Here is a 20,290-nt window from a genome sequence, read left to right on the forward strand (position 1 = left end):
GTAACTTGGGAATGGTAAAACTTTTCTTACCAATCACCAATCACTAATCGTAAGGATTCAGGATACAGAATATTTGATATAGCAGGGAACTCTTAACAGAAGAGAAAAATATTCTTCTTCCTCCTGACTCCTGACTCCTGACTCCTGAATTCTTACCACTAATCACCAATCACCTAACCTTATTCGTCAATCTGCCAAGAATCCTTGGTAAATTCTTCATCAAGAACTTTCTTAGGACGTAAAATAACTATTATTTTTCCGAGTATGGTATTTTCTGGGGCTGTATCAAACCACTGAAAATCAATTTCACCGGAGTTATCGACGACAAAGTAGCTGGAAATATCCCATTCTCTTTGTGCGCGATCTATAACAACTAGCACAGGTTCTACTTTAGTTTGGGTTGGGTTAGGGAAGATATCGCTACTAGCAATAATTACTAAGGGATCTTCAGCAGATCGTAGTACTTGCCAACCTGGTAAGGATACCCAAGCTTGTTCTCCGGCAAATTTGACAATCCGGAATGGTTCAATTTCTGTAATTAGGGGTACAGCTTGTATATCTTGCGGTGTTAATGGCAACTCACCAACTACAGGTACAATCCGGGGTAATTCTTCATCTGACTCTAGACGGAAAAAGGGAAGAATGGGAGCGGAACGTGGAGCAACTGCGGTAAAATCCATTAATAGTTGTTCGATTTGTTTCCTAGCTGTTTGTGAGTGAACAAATCTTAATGCTTTGGCTATTAAGCGCGATCGCTCTTGTAAATCAGAATTTTGTCTTGCTAATTTCCAAATTTGGTAGGCTACAGCATCCCCAGGATTGGCTGTAAAACCTGTTGGTGGTGCGGCAAATCGAGAAAAATCTTTAATTGATTTGGCGATATCCCGCGCTTCGTCTACGTCGAGTTTGTGGTGAAAAATCAAATCGGCAGCTGCGGCTCGGTCTTCTTGGGTAAGTAGGCGTAGTTCATATAGAATATCACTAGCCCTTTCACCATAGTATGCCTTTGTAGCTTCGGATGCACCAAACTTTTCTAAACAACTGTAAACTTGTGAGCCAACAATCACCTGATTTTGTTGACTTGGCTCAAATCCAGTGGCTTCAAAAATTTCTTGAGGATTGTAACCGTTTTTTTGTAGGTAAGCGATCGCTGTTCCCCATTCCACCCAGTTCCCTTGTTTTTGTCTTAACTTGACTAATAATTCTTGTGCTGTATCGTTAGCAGCGTTCTCAGTATCTTGAGTATTGGTTGGTAGTTCAGTCATAATCTAAAGTGTAAACTTTAACTTAATATGGTGATTCTTTGAGATTTAAACGATGGACTTCGTTCCTGGCGTTGGCTTTTAGTATTTGCCTGATGCCGGAATTTTATTAATTAGCGTGTAATTAAAATATGTTACGGCTTAACCTGAACAGCATATCCTAATTCTAATCTCTAAAGTGCTAATCTCTTGTCAGACTCAGAATCTTCCATAATCAACTCTTAATGATATCTAGGAATATGATTTACGTATGAGGAGTGTCTTACCCATTGCCCAATCCCCAATCCCCTATTCTCAAGTCAGCCTTGTATGGAATATAACCAAATTGTAAAGAAGATATAAAACAACTTATGGATAACCTCAATATGGACATTGAGCAATTGCGCTCTCAAGCGAGTAATCGTGAACGCCCCACAAAACTCAAAATTCTTGTAGTTGATGATGAACCAGATAATCTGGATTTGCTGTACCGTACCTTTCGCCGTGATTTTAATGTCCTCAAAGCTGACAGTGGTGTAAATGCACTGCAATTGTTAGAGGAAGAGGGGGAAGTCGCAGTTATTATATCCGATCAGCGGATGCCAGAAATGAAAGGTACTGAATTTCTGAGCAGGACATTACCACAATTTCCCGATACGGTCAGAATTATTCTCACTGGATTTACTGATATTGAAGACTTGGTAGAGGCTATTAATTCCGGTCAAGTTTTCAAATACATCACCAAACCTTGGGATTCTGGAGAACTGAAGGATGTAGTGCAAAGAGCAGCAGCAACTTATGATCTGCTCAAGCAAAGAACTGAAGAATTACGCCGTGCTAATGCCCAAATGGATCTGCTGACGGTTTTGGTCGAAGTCACTCAAGCCGCTTCTAGTTTAGAAGCAACTCTGGCTCCCATTGCTAAGGCTTGTAGTAAAACTTTTAATGCAGATGGCTGTATTGTGCAACTAGTTGAAGGAGACACTCTAGTTGGAACTCAAGGGGTATACAGCGAGACGGGCATGATTGAAAATTGGCTCTCTCAAGATGTATTAGCAAAAGCAGCGATCGCAACAGGTCAAATACAATCGTCTCTAAATATACCTCAAGACCCTAATCTTAGTAGCCTTCCTTACTACCAAGCCGCTGGAGTCCAAGCACATTTAATTATCCCCATTGTTTATCGGCAGAAAATGTTGGGGGTATTATCCCTACAGTGGCAAAAACCTTGTATTTTAAGAACAGATGAACTCAAACTCATCCATTTATCAGTGGAACTATTAGCGATCGCTCTATCGAGTAGTTATACTGCAAACCGGTGAAACCTAGACCTAATGTCATACTGTATCCCTCTCTAAAACCGGAGGCAAGCTACAGAATGACACTTTATAAACTGTTCTTAGGATACCAATCTCAATTTTCCATAATTATCTGACTAATGGGCAACGAAATTCGTGACATTTTTGACCGTATTGCTCCAGTCTATGACCAATTAAATGATTGGTTAAGTCTGGGACAACACCGCATATGGAAAGAAATGACAGTCAAATGGAGTGCAGCTAAACCGGGAGATACTTGCTTGGATTTGTGTTGCGGTAGTGGCGATTTAACCTTTCGGTTAGCCCGATATGCAGGAGTGACGGGAAAGGTATATGGTGTAGACTTTTCCTGCAACTTACTCACAGTAGCTAAAGAACGCTGCCACAAACATTACCCCCAAGCACTTATAACTTGGTTAGAAGCAGACGTATTAAATTTACCCTTTGATGATAATCAATTTGATGCCATCACAATGGGATATGGTTTAAGAAATGTTAAAGATATTCCCCGGAGTCTCCAAGAAATATATCGTGTTCTTAAGCCTGGTGGCAAAGCAGCTATTTTAGACTTTCATCGACCTAGTAATGCCATATTCCGCACTGTTCAACAGTGGTATTTAGACAACTTAGTTGTTCCCCTAGCCACAAATCTAGGCGTAAAGGAAGAATACGCTTATATCAGTCCCAGCTTAGACCGCTTCCCCATAGGTAAAGAACAGGTAACATTAGCACAAAAAGCTGGTTTTGTCAATAGCGTACATTATCCCATTTCTAACGATATGATGGGAGTGCTAGTAGTAAATAAATAATTGGTAATTGGAGGCAAAAGACAGGAGATAAGAATTATTTTTAATTTTTAATTAATTTCTCCCAGTCCCCAGTCGCCAATCCCCAATACCTTGTCCTCGTTTCCTAATCCAAAATACTGTGGATTGGTCTCATCTTTGGCTTTATGTATCACCCCCTATTTTGGGTGGAGTTATCGGCTATTTCACCAACGATATAGCCATCAAAATGCTATTTCGTCCCTACCAAGCTATTTATATTCTGGGACGGAGAGTACCTTTTACTCCCGGATTGATTCCCCGTAATCAAGAACGGTTAGCAAAAAATATTTCGGATACGATTATGGGGTCGCTGTTAACGCCAGATGAATTACAAAAACTGGCGCGACGACTCCTACAAACAGAAAGAGTAAAAGGTGCCATTCTCTGGTTATTGCAGTTAGCAATTGAACAAGTCCAAGGCGACAAAAACCAGAAAAGCATCAAAGTTGTCGCGGGAATTTTACGTGATTTATTAGGAGAGTCTTTACCACGACTGCTTAAGGTCTTAGCACGACAGGAAAATTTTTTAGAAGCGCAAATCAACCAAATTTTTGACCAGATTTTACTGGAATTTCAACTGAGTGAAGAACAATCAACTCGTTTAGCTGATTGGTTATTAGAAGCTGTTTTACCACCAGATGTATTACGGCAAGCAATAATTGACTTTTTAACTGATCGCACAATTCAAACTATTGATGATAGCTTTCGAGAAAAAACTAGTGGTACTTATTGGGTAGTAGCTAATCTATTTGGTTTACGGAATACTCTCACGCGATTGCGGACATTTTGTTTAGATGAAAAAGAAGCTACCAATAAGCGGTTGCAAGAATTAATTCAAGATTTGCAAATGCGCGATCGCTTCAAAAAATTGTTACAAGATTTATCTTTTCAAAATCTACCAATTGGTACAGTCCGTCAACTCAGAAAAACAACGAGAGAAAGTGTTCGTCATTATCTGCAAAATAGTGGTAGCAATTTATTACAAGAATTAACAGAATCAGCCGATTGGGAAAATATTTCTGAATTACTTTTGAAGCGTTTGAGTAATTCACCTGTTGTCAACACTTCCTTGGGTGTTGTTTCCGAAGAGTTGGCTTTAATTTTAGAACGCTATTTAGAAAGAGACTTAGAAGCAATCGTTACCCAAGTCATTCCTATTCTATCTATAGATCAAGTCATTATCGACAGAGTAAAATCAACTTCACCTGCTGATTTAGAAGCCGCAATTGAGGGAATTGTTAAAAATGAATTACAGGCAATTGTGACTTTAGGCGGTATTTTGGGTTTTGTTGTCGGGTTATTTCAAGTAGGATTTTTAATTTTGAGTCGATATTAATTCTCCTTCTTTAGCATTGAGGAGTCAGCCCTATGGCTAACGCCACGCTACGCTATCGGCTTCGCTCAGGGCAAGGAGTTAGAAGTTAGGAGTTAGGAGTTAGGAGTTAGGAGTTAGGAGTTAGGAGTTAGGAGTTAGGAGTTAGGAGTTAGGAGTTAGGAGTTAGGAGTTAGGAGTTAGGAGTTAGGAGTTAGGAGTTAGGAGTTAGGAGTTAGGAGTTAGGAGTTAGGAGTTAGGAGTTAGGAGTTAGGAGTTAGGAGTTAGGAGTTAGGAGTTAGGAGTTAGGAGTTAGGAGAAAGAAGTGAAGAAGAATATTTTTCTCTTCTGCACCCTGCCCCCTGCCCCCTGCACCCTGCCTTGCTTCTCCGAAACAATAGATGGGATATGTTGCTAAAAACAAGATGAACAACTTGGGTTAATTGATAGCTATGTTTTAATGTGAAACTACTTTAAACCAAGCCATGAAAGTACACCTTGATTGGTGAGATATTCTATCAAAACCATTAAGATAAAGCCAATCATAGCTGCCCGCCCATTTAGGCGTTCGGAATATTCATTAAAACCAAATTTGGGATCTTCTAGTTTGGGGTTAACGCTTGGTTGTGGTTGTGTCATTATCAGTTTTTCCTCTTTTCTTGATGGCAAACGAAACTTTAAATTGAGCTTTTAGCTAATTGCAGTGCTTTAACTTGAGAAGTCCAACAGCAGCTTGTTGGAGATAGCAATGCAAAAGCCGACTTTACAATTTTTAATGATTCTTTATCTATTGTAAGAATACTGGGAGATTAGTCAAGGGTAAGAGTTGGCAGTTTTGCAGGTAGATTTAGGGGCGATGGGTAAGAAATTGGCTATCTCTAATACGGAAGTAGCAAGATAGAGACTGGCAGGCTAGAGTAAATAAAAAAATATCAGAGGCTGTAAATGGAAATCGGCGTTCCTAAGGAAACTAAGGATCAAGAGTTTCGTGTAGGTTTAAGTCCTTCTAGTGTGCGGGTACTGCGAGAAAATGGTCACGGTATCTTTGTCCAAACACAAGCGGGTGCTGGTGCTGGATTTACAGATGAAGACTATAGCAGTGCGGGAGCAGAAATTGTTTTTACACCAGAAGCTGCTTGGAATCGGGAGTTAGTGATCAAGGTTAAAGAACCGTTGGTAAGCGAGTATAATTTTTTGCAAAAGGGACAGTTATTATTTACTTATTTACATTTGGCAGCCGATCGCAAATTAACAGAATATTTACTAGATTGTGGCATTAGTGCGATCGCTTACGAAACAGTAGAACAACCAGGGGTGAATAGATTACCCTTGCTGACCCCCATGAGCATTATTGCTGGTCGGTTAGCGGTACAATTTGGCGCTAGATTCCTAGAACGTCAACAAGGTGGTAAGGGGGTACTTTTAGGTGGTGTACCCGGTGTTAAAGCTGGCAAAGTAGTAATTTTAGGTGGTGGTGTCGTCGGCACAGAAGCCGCTAAAATTGCTGTGGGTATGGGTGCGATCGTACAAATTTTAGATGTTAATGTTGAACGCCTTGCTTACTTAGAAACTCTTTTTGGTTCTAGAGTGGAACTGCTTTATAGCAACTCTGCCCATATTGAAACCGCAGTTAAAGAAGCCGATTTACTCATTGGTGCGGTTTTAATTCCCGGCAGGAGAGCGCCAATTTTAGTATCCCGCGATTTGGTTAAACAAATGCATCCTGGTTCAGTCATTGTGGATGTTGCAGTTGATCAAGGTGGATGTGTAGAAACATTACACCCTACATCTCACACCAATCCTGTATATATAGATGAGGGTGTAGTACATTATGGTGTTCCCAATATGCCTGGGGCTGTACCTTGGACATCCACTCAAGCTCTCAATAACAGCACTTTGCCCTATGCTGTGCAGCTGGCTAATTTGGGAATTAAGGCTTTGGATATTAACCCAGCTTTGGCTAAGGGTTTGAATGTGCAGAACCATCGTTTAATACATCCGGCTGTACAAGAGGTTTTCCCTGATTTGGTGAGTTAATCATCAGCTTTTTTGCGCGGGTGGGTAGGTGTAAAAAATGAGAAGTAGCAAAAAATGGCTGTATCTCTTGATAGGCTTGGTTTTGCGACTATTAATGTTGATGAACCATCCGCGCACCTTACACAGCATGGGTTTCAGCGTTTTTTGTTCTTGACACAATTCCTGAAATGGACTATTATGATGAGGCTCGCGCAATCGAACCTTGAAAACCAAATACAGACAGGCTTCCATGATGCCGCTATTGCAATTTCTATTACTCCCTATTAGGGATTGAAACGAATATTTGGATGAAGTAGAGGCGAAATTCCCTGGAGTTATTGCAATTTCTATTACTCCCTATTAGGGATTGAAACCGAGAAATTAGCAGCCCTTCAATCGGCGTGTAGCAAGATTGCAATTTCTATTACTCCCTATTAGGGATTGAAACCCAGATTTCTAGCTACTCATTCACTACTCATTCACATTGCAATTTCTATTACTCCCTATTAGGGATTGAAACAATGAAACGCCAGGGGTGATGACCCTGGCATCAGTAACAAATGAAATTGCAATTTCTATTACTCCCTATTAGGGATTGAAACAATGAAACGCCAGGGGTGATGACCCTGGCATCAGTAACAAATGAAATTGCAATTTCTATTACTCCCTATTAGGGATTGAAACGTAGTATCTGTTAAACACGAATTAAAAGTGAATCCTCAGATTGCAATTTCTATTACTCCCTATTAGGGATTGAAACATGATGAGTTAAGTGGTAGTGTGCTTGATTCATCATGATTGCAATTTCTATTACTCCCTATTAGGGATTGAAACCCTCTTCTTTGGTCAGGAAGGTCATATGTCCAATTGCAATTTCTATTACTCCCTATTAGGGATTGAAACGTTTAGGCGATCGCCTTTTTTTTGGTGCTTTTCAATTGCAATTTCTATTACTCCCTATTAGGGATTGAAACTTTGCAGATATTCTCAAAGAGTTAAAAATTGATGAAAATTGCAATTTCTATTACTCCCTATTAGGGATTGAAACTACGCTCAAGGTAATAGTAATAGCAATTCTAATATTGCAATTTCTATTACTCCCTATTAGGGATTGAAACTAGAATACCTAATATGTATTGTGTTTTCCTTTTGCTTATTGCAATTTCTATTACTCCCTATTAGGGATTGAAACTGATGTAATTTATGGGGCTAATTGCCCCTTTAAAAATTGCAATTTCTATTACTCCCTATTAGGGATTGAAACTATCTAGTTGACACAACAGGGCATCATTGGGATGCCTTTATTGCAATTTCTATTACTCCCTATTAGGGATTGAAACTTTTTAATCCAAATCCAAATTTTAATAATCCTTTGTATTGCAATTTCTATTACTCCCTATTAGGGATTGAAACATAAACCGTGGGAACACTTGCAGGACATGATCCGCCGTATTGCAATTTCTATTACTCCCTATTAGGGATTGAAACAAACCAGACAAAACACCTATTGGGCAGAATGGCAAATTGCAATTTCTATTACTCCCTATTAGGGATTGAAACAAATTCCTGCATATACACTTTCTGCAAGTGTTCCCAAATTGCAATTTCTATTACTCCCTATTAGGGATTGAAACATAGGTTGGTTTACCCATTCCGTGCCGATTGGGTAGAATTGCAATTTCTATTACTCCCTATTAGGGATTGAAACCTTGATTCAGGATTGGCAAGTGGTTTAAGTCAATGATTGCAATTTCTATTACTCCCTATTAGGGATTGAAACTAATCGACTTTAGACATTTTCTCATTTAAGATACCTATTGCAATTTCTATTACTCCCTATTAGGGATTGAAACTGAACGAAATACTATTCCACAGATAGGATTCTTGGGAGATTGCAATTTCTATTACTCCCTATTAGGGATTGAAACTACTCAATATCAAATTGAAGCGTTAGCAAGCCAAAATACAGATTGCAATTTCTATTACTCCCTATTAGGGATTGAAACTTCGAGGACAACACCACCCTTTTTTAAAGCATTACCAATTGCAATTTCTATTACTCCCTATTAGGGATTGAAACTATGGTGAGAAATTCAGCACCGCACCACCCGTCGCAGGGCATATTGCAATTTCTATTACTCCCTATTAGGGATTGAAACGAGCTTTCTGGAAATTCAAAAGTTGCCTCTAGATGTATTGCAATTTCTATTACTCCCTATTAGGGATTGAAACAAGCTAAACTCACAATTGGCTACGGAAATCAAAAAGCATTGCAATTTCTATTACTCCCTATTAGGGATTGAAACACTTTATGGGAAAGGCTTAAAAGCTATGAGGTGATTTGATAAATTGCAATTTCTATTACTCCCTATTAGGGATTGAAACAAAGACGACATCGCCGCTGGTATCAAAATTCAGGGAATTGCAATTTCTATTACTCCCTATTAGGGATTGAAACCTACGTGAAAGAGAGAATGGAGATTTTTTTTGAGCGGTCGCAGATTGCAATTTCTATTACTCCCTATTAGGGATTGAAACGTTTCTATTTCAGTCAGTAGCCGTTTAATTTCAATTGCAATTTCTATTACTCCCTATTAGGGATTGAAACTTTACTCAGCCTTCAGATGGGGCAATTCCCGAAAATTGCAATTTCTATTACTCCCTATTAGGGATTGAAACGCCGCATATATTGTGTAGTAAAAAGATGAAGAAGAATTGCAATTTCTATTACTCCCTATTAGGGATTGAAACGTCATTATCATCAATCCTACAAGCCAATTTTAAAGATGCTCGTATTGCAATTTCTATTACTCCCTATTAGGGACTTAAACATAAAATATTTTCAGAAATCTGTTGACAAACAAAACAGAATAATGACACCAATTTAATTACACCAGTTTGCATAGTTAGTAGGTACAAAATCTAAATTGAAACCTATATACAAAGCCAGTTTTACTCCTGACTCCTAAATTCTGCTGTATCTGCGTTTATCTGCGGTAAATTATTTTTGATATCTTGTTCTATACAACTTCATATCAACTTACTAGAAACCCTTTTCATCACCAGATCTATTTGTTGTAAAAGTGATTCTAAAGTTGAGGAATTATCCAAAACCACATCAGCACGGGCTACTTTTTCAGTAATAGATAATTGACTATTAATTCTAGCGACAGCTTGTTCATTAGTTAAATGATTTCGCTGAATTAATCTTTGTTGTTGCTGTTCTGGTGAACAATAGACAACCCAAATTTCACTAACTAAATTCTCTAAACCAGCTTCAAATAACAGAGGAATAACTAAAACTAAGGTATTTGCACATGATTCATTAATAGCTTGAGTAAAACAATTCCTCACATAAGGATGAATGAGATTTTCTACCCAATTACGTTCTTCTGGCTGATTAAAAATAATTTCTCCCAACTGAGAACGATTTAAATTACCATCTGGTAGCAAAATTTCTTGGCCGTAACGTTGGGAAATTTGGGTAATGATAGGTGAATCAACAGATACTGCTTCTCTAGCATAAACATCTGCATCTAAAATTGGTAAATTATAAGCAGTAGCTAAATAATTAGCCACTGTACTTTTACCTGTAGCTATACCACCAGTTAAACCGATTAAATGTTTTTTCATTAGTAAATTGGTAATTAGAAAAAACTATTACCCATTCCCCAATCACCCTTTAGACCATTTTATAATTGCTTTAATTAAACCATCTACAGTATATTCCTCAGCTTCAATATCAACACGTCCGAATAAATCGGTGCAAATTTTAGAAGTTTGGGGACCTATAGAAGCAATACAAATTTTGTCGAAATAAGGTGTCACTCCATTTGTTAATTTACTAGTTGCTAAGAGATAGAAAAACTGCACAGTCTTAGAACTAGCAAAGGTAATTACATCTAGGGTACGATTTTGCAAAGCTAATTCTGCTGCTGGGGGAATATTCTGGGGACAACAAGATTCATAAGCAGGAACTTCGATAACTTCTGCACCTTGAGTGGTTAATTCTTTAACCAAGACTTCTCTACCCCCGGTTTCAACTCTAGGAAATAAAATCTTTTTACCTGCTAAGTTTTCAGGAAAGTTTTTCACTAAGGAGTCAGCGATAAAGTGAGGGGGAATAAAATTAGGTCGGATATTGTGTTTTTTAAGACTTTGGGCTGTTTTTTCACCAACAACGGCAATTTTAATCTTTTTTAAATTACTTTTATCTTTACCTTTGAGGTAGAATCTTTCAAAAAAGTAGTCTACACCGTTGCTAGAAGTGAGAATTAACCAGTCAAAAGTTGATAAGTTAACAATTGCTTGATCTAAAGCTTTCCAGCTGGAAGGGGGGCCAATTTCTAAGGCTGGCATTTCAATGACTGTAGCACCTGCTGCCGACAAGCGATCGCTAAATTGGCTTGACTGTCCAACCGAACGTGTCACTAAAATGGTTTTACCTGAAAGAGGAAGATTGCTTGACATAGGGAAAATATAAGAGTTTTGGCTATTTATAAAGATATTTTTCTCAGGTTATATCATGTTAGTTTGTGAGCTTCGCTGGCCGTAAAAGATATACTTAATCATATTTGTTACTGTTGGTAATGGGAAGAGCGATAATCAAATATAGCCTTTTCCAATCTAATGAGGTACAAATTTATCTGTGTTTATCTGCGTCCATCTGCGTTTAATTATTTCTTCTTGTACTTCACTTGAATGGGAATTGCTATATACTAAGTTTCTTAATAAGTAATTATACTATAGATATTGGCGTAACCGGACAACTTCACCAATAACGATTACTGCTGGGGAGAGAGATAAACCCGCAGTTTGTACCAAAATATTGCCTAATTCACCTATGTAAATTTCTTGACTGGGAGTTCCTGCCCAACGGATAATAGCAATTGGTGTAGAGTGGGATAGGTTATGGCGTAGCAGTTGATGAACAATTTCTGCTAAATTTTTTCCCCCCATCAAAATTACCAAAGTTTCTAATCTTGATAGTGCTTCCCAGTCTAAAACATCTGGTTCATGTGCTGTCAATACAGCAAAACAGCGACTGAGAACATTATCTGTCAGAGGAATTCCTGCAAGCAAAGGTGCGGCTAAGGCTGAAGAGATTCCTGGTATAACTTCAAATTCACAACCGGCAGATTTTAAAGCTTCTATTTCGGAAATACAGCGGCCAAAAATAAAAGGATCTCCTGATTTTAGCCGAATAACTTGTTTACCTTCTTGACAATGCTTAACTAGTAAATTGTTAATTTCAGCTTGGGGAGTGCTGGGTTTACCACCGCGTTTACCAACATCTAATTTCAGACAATTTGGTGGTACACAATCTAACAATTGAGCATCTACTAAAGCATCATAAACTAACACTTGGGCAGATGCCAAAAGACGATAAGCTTTAACAGTTAAATATGCCAAATCTCCTGGGCCTGCACCCACAAGGTAAACTTTATTATTGGGCATTGGGTATTGGGCATTGGGAATTGGGAATTGGGCATTGGTCATTGGTCATTGGTCATTGGTTACTTTCACTTGCTATGTCTTGGAGAATTTTATCTATTGTTTCTACTTTTTGCGGTTGACGCTGTTTTTGAAATAAATCTTTTGCTTGTTGGAGGTTATTTATTGCTTCTGCTTCTTTTTTTTGGAGTAGCAAAATATTTGCCAAGCGGAGGTAAGCATTGGGATTTTTAGGATTAAGAATAATTACTTCGCTGAATAATTCTTTGGCTTGATCAATTTCGCCTTTTTGGGTTAAAAGATCACCCAATAATAACCGCACCATATCATTGGTAGAGTTGATGGCAATTACTTGACGAAAAGCTGCTTCTGCACCTTCGTAGTCTTTGGCTTGAAAAAGCTTGATGCCTTTTTGAAATAAGTTTGAAGTAATTAATGTTCTCAAGGCGAAATAAATGAGAGTCCCAATACTGGCAATTACTAAAGATATAGCAAAAATATTACTAACTGGTAAATTTTCTAACATGATTTTAAGCCAAAATACACGCGAAAGGAAAAATTAGATATTCGATGAAAAACAGTTTCCAGATAAACTGATAAAAATCTGCGATCGCACTTTTATCTTGCAAGTCTACTTTTCTACTTTGCCACCACATGACAATTAAGGCTACTATATGGGTGATAAATATAAATATGGCATTTACTTGGGCTAAATCTAATACAGCGACCATAATCATTCCTACATAGCAAACAGTTAATACCCAAAGGGCAAGATTGAATACTGCTTGTTGTCCTAGTTGCAGGGTAAATGTGGTAATGTTGTAAAGTTTATCACCTTCCATGTCAGGGATATCTTTAAAGATAGCGATCGCAAATGTAAACACCAATATAAACACAGTCAGCGCCCATACTGCACCTGGAATACTTTGGCTTTTTTGCAATAACCAATTAAAATGCAAAAACAGTCCTAAATTAACAATTGTTCCCCTGACAGAAAAGATACACAGTGCAGCCCAAAAGGGAAACTGTTTTAAGCGAATTGGCGGTAAAGAATAAGCTGTACCAATCGCCAAACTAATCGCCACCATTCCCAATAAATAAGGGCCGTTTAACCAAGCGGTAATCAGTGCCAAAATCCCGGTAATAATGACTATTAATTTACCTTGTTGTCTAGTAAATTCACCTGATGCTATGGGTAAATGAGGTTTATTAATTTTGTCAATATCAACATCTTCTAATTGGTTTAAACCAACAATGTAGATATTGCCAGATATACAAGCAATCCAAGTTCCTAAAATTTGACCAAAATGAGGATTAGAAAAGTTTGTGGAAGTGACACCAAGGGTAATTAAATATAAACCCAATACACTTAAACTTGTGCCGATAATTGTGTGCGGTCGGGAAAATTTCCAAAAGGCATAAAGCCAGTTTACTGAAGAAATCGGAGAATTCTGTTTATAAAACTGATTCATTTTCTACTCTCTAACTGGAAACTACAAAAAAATTACAAAGGGCGGGGAAACCCTGGCAAATTCAAAACAAATTCAAAGGGCGGGGAAACCCCGCCCCTACAGGGTGTTTAAATACATTTATGGCGGTATTCACTTGAATGGGGTACAGGATTTACAGAAAAAGCCATACAGCAAAAGATTTTTACTCCTGAACTCCTGACTCCTGACTCCGTTCGCGTAGCATCTCCGTTCGGCGAAGCCGTGCCGTAGGCATAGGAGAAACTCCGAACTCCTGACTCCTACTATCATTTATGACCGCATAATAAGCCAAATCGAATTAATCCCCGTTCATAACCCCGACGCATTAGACCCAAAGAAAGCGCCCCTTGAATTGTACTCCAACCAGAAACCAGTAAGCCAAACACTGCTTGGGGAGTGAATGCTGAATCAATTACCCGATTCCAAAAGGGGGCGACAGCGGTTGACCAGTCGGCGGTGCGGATGTTGTTTAATGGTAGTTGATGTGCGATCGCTTCATACTCTGGCAACGAAATCACGTAAGGTAAACAATAAACGCGATAAATATCATCTAAATGCTTCTGTTCATCTGCATTTAGTGGTTTTCTATCAATTGGTCGATGACACCAAGTCACCATAATCAAAGTCCCACCAGGCTTTAACACCCGGTAACACTCTTGCAAAAACTGAGTCTTATCTGGCATATGTTCACCACTTTCCAGCGACCAAACCAAATCAAAAGAATCATCAGCAAACGGCATTTCTTGAGCATTGGCCACAAGGAATTGACTTCTCTGGCTCAAATTAGCCTCTCTCGCTCTAGCCGTCGCTCTAGCCGCTTGTACAGGACTCAGTGTAATCCCTGTTGACTTAGCATTAAACTTTTCAGCTAAGTATAAGGAACTGCCACCAATACCACAACCCACATCCAGTATATTTTCCGCACCCTTAACCCCTGACCATTTCAGCAGTTCTTCGATTAAATCAATTTGGGCTAAACGGCGATCTTTCCTCTGGTTCCCGTCGGCACCATAGTAACCATGATGCATATGTTCTCCCCAAATTTGTTCCCACAAACCAGAGGAAGCATCGTAAAATTGTTGAATTTGCTGATAAAGTGTTGTACTCATGAGTCACCAGAGAAGACAAAGCCGAATTTCAAAAAACATATTGTTAGGCTACCATCTGTGTATTTAATTAGATAAGGCGATTTTGCTTCCAGAAGAAAATTGTAAATTACTTATGACTGTTGCTCGTACAATCTGCTTGGGATTTATGGCTGTCATCCTGCTAGGAACTATCCTGTTAATGATGCCTTTCTCAACTAGCAATGGTATGTGGAATGACCCAATTGTAGCACTTTTTACCTCAACGTCCGCAGTCTGTGTTACAGGGTTATCAGTAGTTGATCCTGGTACTTTTTTCTCCTTTTGGGGTCAATTGTTTATCACACTATTGGCTCAAATTGGCGGTTTAGGGTATATGACAACTACCACATTTTTGATTTTGTTAATTGGCAGGAGATTTGACCTGCGACAAAAAGTAGCAATTCAACAAGCTTTAGACCGTCCAGGGATGAGCGGTAGCACGCAAATTATCCGTTCAATCATTGCAACAACCATGATTTTTGAAATCACAGGAATATTGTTATTATTGCCAGCTTTTGTTCCTGATTATGGTTGGAATCAAGGATTGTGGTTGGCTATATTTCATAGCATCAATGCTTGGAATAATGCAGGGTTTAGTTTGTTTAAAGACAGCTTAATAGGCTATCAAAGTTCAGGATTAGTAGTTTTCACAATCACCGGCTTAATTATTTTTGGAGGAATTGGTTATCAGGTAATTTTAGATATATACCTTTGGTTACGCGATAGAATTTTGAAAAAACCCAATGCGATCTTATTTTCTCTTGATTTTAAAGTAGCAACCAGTACAACTTTGATACTTTTAGCATTGGGAACAGTAGCCTTTCTTTGTATAGAAACTAGGAATCCTCAAACATTTGGTAATTTGAGTTTTACTGATCAATTACTATCGGCTTGGTTTCAATCAGTTACTCCTAGAACTGCTGGATTTAACACTATTGACATTGGGCAAATGACGGATGCGGGTTTATTTATAACCATTGCAATGATGTTTATTGGTGCCAGTCCTGGAGGTACGGGAGGAGGTATAAAAACAACAACATTGAGAGTTCTGACTAGTTGTACAAAATCTATCCTTCAAGGGAAAGAAGAAGTTTTATTGTATGATCGTAAGATAGCTATATCACTGATTTTAAAAGCTGTCGGCGTAGTTTTTGGTTCTCTAGCTACTGTGATTGGGGCAACAATTTTAATTAGTCTCACAGATCCTAAATTAGAGTTTATTAAAATCTTGTTTGAGGTGGTATCAGCGTTTGCCACAGTTGGTTTGTCTACAGGTATAACTGGTGGTATTTCCACAGCAGCAAAACTAATTTTAATTGTCACAATGTATATTGGTAGAGTTGGTGTTTTATTATTGATGTCAGCTTTATTAGGAGACCCTCGTCCTAGCAGAGTTCACTATCCAGAAGAGAATTTACTCGTAGGATAGTCTGGGAAGATGGAGAAATAGGGGAAATTATTAATCACCAATTACCAATTACCAATTACCAATTACCAATTACCAATTACCAATTACCAATTACTAATTACCAATCACCAATTACTAATTACCAATCACCAATTACCAATCACCAATCACCAATCATGAATCTTTCATCATTAAAGTTTTTTCGCAGTTTACGCCAAGATAACCACCAATTTGCGGTAATTGGTTTAGGTCGCTTTGGTCGTTCTGTTTGTTCTACGCTGCATAATTTAGGTTATCAAGTTTTAGCTACTGATGTTGATGAAAAGCTAGTTTCAGAAGCGTTAACTGATGAAATTGTTAGTCATGCTGTGCAACTAGATTCAACTGAACCTGCGGCACTTAAAGAAGCTGGTATTTTTGAATTTGATACGGTAATTGTAGCAATTGGTAACTATATTCAAGAAAGTATTATCACCACTCTCAATGTCAAAGAAGCTGGTGTACCTCATGTAGTTGCTAAAGCTTCTAGTGAAGTTCACCGCAAGTTATTAAAACGAGTGGGAGCAGATCATGTTGTTTTTCCAGAGTTTGAAGCTGGTTGTGCTTTAGCTAGAACACTCACTAAACCATCAATTCTAGATCGATTTGACCTCGACCCAGATCACAGCATTGTTGAGTTGATTGTCCCTGATGAATTTCACGGTAAAACTGTTGCTGAAATCCAACTTCGTAATCGTTATGGGTTGAATTTGTTGGCAGTGAGTCAGGATGGTAAATTTAAGATTAATCCTGACCCTACTAAGCGTTTAGAACGTGGTACAGCGATGGTAGTTATTGGCTGTAATAAGGATATTAATCGCTTGCCAATTTGAGATAGACAACAGGCAGCAGAAAGATAAATATTCTCCTTGAGGATGTATGGCTACGACACGCAGGCTATCAGATAGCTGAAACCGTTACCTATAGGACTTACGCAAGATTAAACTCAAAACCTGATTCTTGCGTAGGGGTAATTCATGAATTACCCCTACTTCCGTTCTGTTTTGCGTAAGTCCTGACCTATTGCCTATTCTCTATTAAGAGTCCTCACCAACAACTTTTTAAACAAACCCTACTTAGGGTGTTTTTGGTTGTTGTTCTACAGTGTTAGGCATATCAGTAGAGTTGACGGGCATTATTTCTTCAGGTGCAGGTAATGTTACATCATTCTTAGGAGTGGGGGTTGTGGTTTGTGGTTTTTTGGGTGTTAAATGTTCGGTAATTTTCTGGGTTATTTCGTCAATTTTCGCGGTTTGTTCAGTATTTCCTTGTTCGCTATACTCTTGACGAGCGCGTTTAAATGCTTGATTTGCTGTCTTGAGATCGCCTTGATTATATAAAGTTACTCCTAAGTTATAGTAAGCTAAGGCATTTTTGGGATTTTGGCGAATAGCTTTTTGGTAAATGGCAATAGCCTCTAAGGGTTGATTTTGAATTACGAAGAGACTGCCTAAATTGTTGTAAGCTAAGGTATTTTCAGGATTTAGCGTTAAGGTTTGACGATAGGCTGCGATCGCATTTTCTACTTGTCCTTCTTGCTGGAGTGCGATCGCTAAATTAAAATAAGCATTGGCATTGCTACCATCTAAATTAATTGCTTGTTGATAAGCCGCGATTGCTTCTTCTCGCTGTTCTTGTTCATACAAAACAACTCCCAAATTATACTGGGCTGCTGCCATCGTCGGACTGACTACTAATGCTTGTCGGTAAGCACTAATTGCCGCTTCTTTTTGTCCTTGTTTTTGCAGAGCTAAACCCAAATTGTAATAAGCATCGCCAAAATTGGGATTAAGTTTAATCGCTTCCCCATATTCTTGTACAGCTAAATCTAGGCGATTTTGCTCCATCAAGATATTACCTAAATAATGCCGTGCTAACCCAATATTAATATCTCGCTGTAAAGCTTGCCTGAAAGCAGCTTCAGCACTTTTGAAGTCTTTGCGGTGATAGCGGGTAACTCCCAGTTGATACAAAATAGCTGCGTCTAAATCCTGAGAAACCACACTTTGCGCCAACAGTTTGCTTCCTGGCAAATTAATAATTGTCGGTAAACCCAACACCAAAAATGCAGAAGAAGCAAACAAAAGTCCTAATCGTTGTGCGGAATTTTTGTAAAAATCGGCTGGAAATGAACTGTGCAAGTACCGAGTAAGTAGATTTTTTTTAGCCATAACTTGTAACCTTATATTTGTAATTGAAATCCTGACACAATCAGAGTACCCATAACTACATCAAAAATTCACAATTTAATTATTACTCATTACTCATTACTCGGTACTCGGTACTCGGTACTCATTACTCCCTCTGGCAGAATCAGCATGGCATCACCAAAGGAATAGAAACGATATTGAGATGCGATCGCTTGTTGATAAATTTTCAATAACCTTTTTCTCCCAATCAGGGCGCTGACCAACATCAGCAAACTAGAACGAGGCAAGTGAAAATTAGTAATTAAACCCTCTATAACCCGCCATTGAAAGCCTGGATAGATAAACAAATTTACCTTGCCTACATAAGGCTGTAAATCGCCGAATTGAGCCGCACCTTCTAAAGCACGAACTACCGTAGTCCCCACCGCGATAATCCGCCCCCCAGCAGCTTTAGTAGCCCGGATTTGCTCAACTGTAGCAGCGTTGACTTCAATCCATTCTTCATGCATTTGGTGGGTGGTAACATCATCGACTTCCACAGGGCGAAAAGTCCCCACACCAACGTGCAGCGTGACAAAAGCTTGATTGATAGAGCGATCGCGCAATTTTTGTAAAAGTTCTGGTGTAAAGTGTAATCCTGCCGTTGGCGCTGCGATCGCACCTTGTTCTTGAGCATACACAGTTTGATACTGTTCATCCGCAGCCGTAGAAGCCGTAATGTAAGGAGGCAGAGGTATTTCCCCAAAATCCTCTAAAATTTGCACCAAAGAAATATTCTCAGGTAAATCAAATTGCAACAACCGTCCTCCAGTTGCGGCATCACTCTCCAAAACCGTAGCTGTCAATTCAGTATTGACTGATAATTTATTTCCATCAAAAACAATTTGAGTTCCAACCTTGAAATGCCTTCCTGGCTTCACCAACGCCAACCAACAATTATGCCGTCTTTCTTCCAACAGCAAAACTTCCACCTTTGCCCCCGTTAACTTGCGTCCATACAAACGTGCTGGCATGACTTTAGTATTATTCATCACCAACAAATCTCCAGGTTGCAACAGTTCAGGCAAATCCCGGAAAATGTGATTTAGGGCTAACACATCCTGGTCTGCATTCGGAGAATTAACCACCAATAAACGTGAACTATCTCTGGGAACAGCCGGATTTTGAGCAATTAGTTCCGGTGGAAGTTCATAGTCATAGCCAGATAAAGAACGGTCTAAACTCAAATCTAGTCTCTCTAGATTAGACGTTTCCTGTAAATTAGCTTGTGAGATTTGTGGCTCCATGTATTAGATTAATCAGTAATTGGGGATTCAGGGCAGAAAGCAGGGTACAGGAGAAAGATAAAATTTCTAATCCCCAGTCCCTAAGCACTTGGCATCAGGATCAAAATTGGGTAAATCTCCCCATATAAAAACGGGTGCTTTTACCCTAACAGGAACTGTACTTTATTCACGAAAATAGAGAAGTAGGATTGGATTTGCTCCCAAACACCATCATGGAATATTTATATTACCTGGCAAATGCCAGCCTGACACTGAGAATAGTTCAACATCTGCACAACAGACCCCAAACCCCTGTTTCCTTTATCAGCGTAATTCATCAAATTGACGGTTGGGTAGTGAGAATCAAACTCAAAGAACCAGTGTCATCTCAAGAAGATGGAGATTTACGGTCTTTTTTCAATGAATTAGGAATTAGTTACGAACCACCAATGAGAGTGCAAATGGCACTTTGGAGCTTGGAAGCAGGACAATATCCTGTGGACGTAATGCGCCGTTACCAAGTAGCAATTGTATCTCATGGTAGCTCGGAAAAAGAAGAAATTGAAGCATTCCGTCAACAATTTGTTCGAGGTTTGGGCTATTGCCCAGAAACACTGGCTTAAAAGTTAGCAAACTTGATCT

16 protein-coding genes, 1 pseudogene and 1 CRISPR repeat array are annotated in these 20,290 nt (G+C 38.8%); of the genes and pseudogenes, 7 read left to right on the forward strand and 10 right to left on the reverse strand.

What is annotated here, in order from left to right:
• Positions 1–179: 179 nt before the first annotated feature.
• A complete protein-coding gene (locus AC012T_RS01950) occupies positions 180–1,265 on the reverse strand; it encodes a RuBisCO accumulation factor 1 (protein WP_487062643.1) in 1,086 nt (361 codons plus the stop codon).
• 347 nt (positions 1,266–1,612) lie between these two features.
• Between AC012T_RS01950 and AC012T_RS01955 the strand changes: the two genes are divergently transcribed.
• From AC012T_RS01955 to AC012T_RS01965, 3 genes are all read left to right on the forward strand, one after another.
• The gene (locus AC012T_RS01955; protein ID WP_487062644.1) at positions 1,613–2,563 is read left to right on the forward strand and encodes a response regulator; all 951 of its coding nucleotides are present in this window, start codon (positions 1,613–1,615) and stop codon (positions 2,561–2,563) included.
• A gap of 116 nt (positions 2,564–2,679) precedes the next feature.
• Entirely contained in the window at positions 2,680–3,369 is a 690-nt protein-coding gene (gene ubiE, locus AC012T_RS01960) for a bifunctional demethylmenaquinone methyltransferase/2-methoxy-6-polyprenyl-1,4-benzoquinol methylase UbiE (protein ID WP_487062645.1), read from the forward strand.
• Between the two features lie 118 nt (positions 3,370–3,487).
• Entirely contained in the window at positions 3,488–4,723 is a 1,236-nt protein-coding gene (locus AC012T_RS01965) for a DUF445 domain-containing protein (protein ID WP_487062646.1), read from the forward strand.
• 444 nt (positions 4,724–5,167) lie between these two features.
• Here the strand turns inward: AC012T_RS01965 and AC012T_RS01970 are convergent, their stop codons facing one another.
• The gene (locus tag AC012T_RS01970) at positions 5,168–5,338 is read right to left on the reverse strand and encodes a hypothetical protein (protein WP_015217022.1); all 171 of its coding nucleotides are present in this window, start codon (positions 5,336–5,338) and stop codon (positions 5,168–5,170) included.
• Between the two features lie 306 nt (positions 5,339–5,644).
• Here AC012T_RS01970 and ald point away from each other — a divergent pair, with 306 nt between their 5' ends.
• Positions 5,645–6,736 carry an alanine dehydrogenase gene (ald, locus tag AC012T_RS01975; protein ID WP_487062647.1) on the forward strand — a complete coding sequence of 364 codons (1,092 nt, stop codon included), beginning with the start codon at positions 5,645–5,647 and terminating at the stop codon, positions 6,734–6,736.
• Between the two features lie 240 nt (positions 6,737–6,976).
• Positions 6,977–9,546: direct repeats of the CRISPR family, unit length 37 nt; unit sequence ATTGCAATTTCTATTACTCCCTATTAGGGATTGAAAC.
• A 199-nt stretch (positions 9,547–9,745) separates the two neighbouring features.
• On the opposite strand, the gene coaE is transcribed toward ald, so the two are convergent.
• From coaE to AC012T_RS02005, 6 genes and pseudogenes are all read right to left on the reverse strand, one after another.
• The gene (gene coaE / locus AC012T_RS01980) at positions 9,746–10,348 is read right to left on the reverse strand and encodes a dephospho-CoA kinase (protein WP_487062648.1); all 603 of its coding nucleotides are present in this window, start codon (positions 10,346–10,348) and stop codon (positions 9,746–9,748) included.
• Positions 10,349–10,390: 42 nt separating this feature from the next.
• Positions 10,391–12,172 (reverse strand): annotated as a pseudogene (gene cobA, locus AC012T_RS01985) (uroporphyrinogen-III C-methyltransferase).
• A 52-nt stretch (positions 12,173–12,224) separates the two neighbouring features.
• A complete protein-coding gene (locus AC012T_RS01990; RefSeq protein WP_487062649.1) occupies positions 12,225–12,695 on the reverse strand; it encodes a tetratricopeptide repeat protein in 471 nt (156 codons plus the stop codon).
• A gap of 4 nt (positions 12,696–12,699) precedes the next feature.
• Entirely contained in the window at positions 12,700–13,641 is a 942-nt protein-coding gene (locus AC012T_RS01995; protein WP_487062650.1) for a homogentisate phytyltransferase, read from the reverse strand.
• A 181-nt stretch (positions 13,642–13,822) separates the two neighbouring features.
• Positions 13,823–13,951: a hypothetical protein gene (locus AC012T_RS02000; protein ID WP_487062651.1), complete on the reverse strand. Its 129-nt coding sequence runs from the start codon at positions 13,949–13,951 to the stop codon at positions 13,823–13,825.
• Positions 13,926–14,768 (reverse strand): methyltransferase domain-containing protein, encoded by an 843-nt coding sequence (locus AC012T_RS02005; RefSeq protein ID WP_487062652.1) that lies wholly within the window; start codon positions 14,766–14,768, stop codon positions 13,926–13,928. The genes AC012T_RS02000 and AC012T_RS02005 overlap by 26 nt, the downstream gene beginning before the upstream one ends.
• Positions 14,769–14,880: 112 nt before the next feature.
• Here AC012T_RS02005 and AC012T_RS02010 point away from each other — a divergent pair, with 112 nt between their 5' ends.
• Both AC012T_RS02010 and AC012T_RS02015 read left to right on the forward strand, forming a co-directional pair.
• Complete coding sequence (locus tag AC012T_RS02010; protein ID WP_487062653.1) at positions 14,881–16,215, forward strand: TrkH family potassium uptake protein; 1,335 nt, start codon at positions 14,881–14,883, stop codon at positions 16,213–16,215.
• A 155-nt stretch (positions 16,216–16,370) separates the two neighbouring features.
• On the forward strand, positions 16,371–17,066 hold the full coding sequence (locus AC012T_RS02015; protein ID WP_323313585.1) for a potassium channel family protein: 696 nt from the start codon (positions 16,371–16,373) through the stop codon (positions 17,064–17,066).
• 243 nt (positions 17,067–17,309) lie between these two features.
• Here AC012T_RS02015 and AC012T_RS02020 read toward each other — a convergent pair whose 3' ends face one another.
• Entirely contained in the window at positions 17,310–18,404 is a 1,095-nt protein-coding gene (locus tag AC012T_RS02020; protein WP_487062654.1) for a tetratricopeptide repeat protein, read from the reverse strand.
• A gap of 89 nt (positions 18,405–18,493) precedes the next feature.
• Entirely contained in the window at positions 18,494–19,669 is a 1,176-nt protein-coding gene (gene queA, locus AC012T_RS02025; RefSeq protein WP_487062655.1) for a tRNA preQ1(34) S-adenosylmethionine ribosyltransferase-isomerase QueA, read from the reverse strand.
• 212 nt (positions 19,670–19,881) lie between these two features.
• Here queA and AC012T_RS02030 point away from each other — a divergent pair, with 212 nt between their 5' ends.
• Positions 19,882–20,271: a hypothetical protein gene (locus AC012T_RS02030; protein WP_487062656.1), complete on the forward strand. Its 390-nt coding sequence runs from the start codon at positions 19,882–19,884 to the stop codon at positions 20,269–20,271.
• Positions 20,272–20,290 lie beyond the last annotated feature (19 nt).

The sequence above is a fragment of the Anabaena sp. EIM26 genome (genome assembly GCF_057568715.1).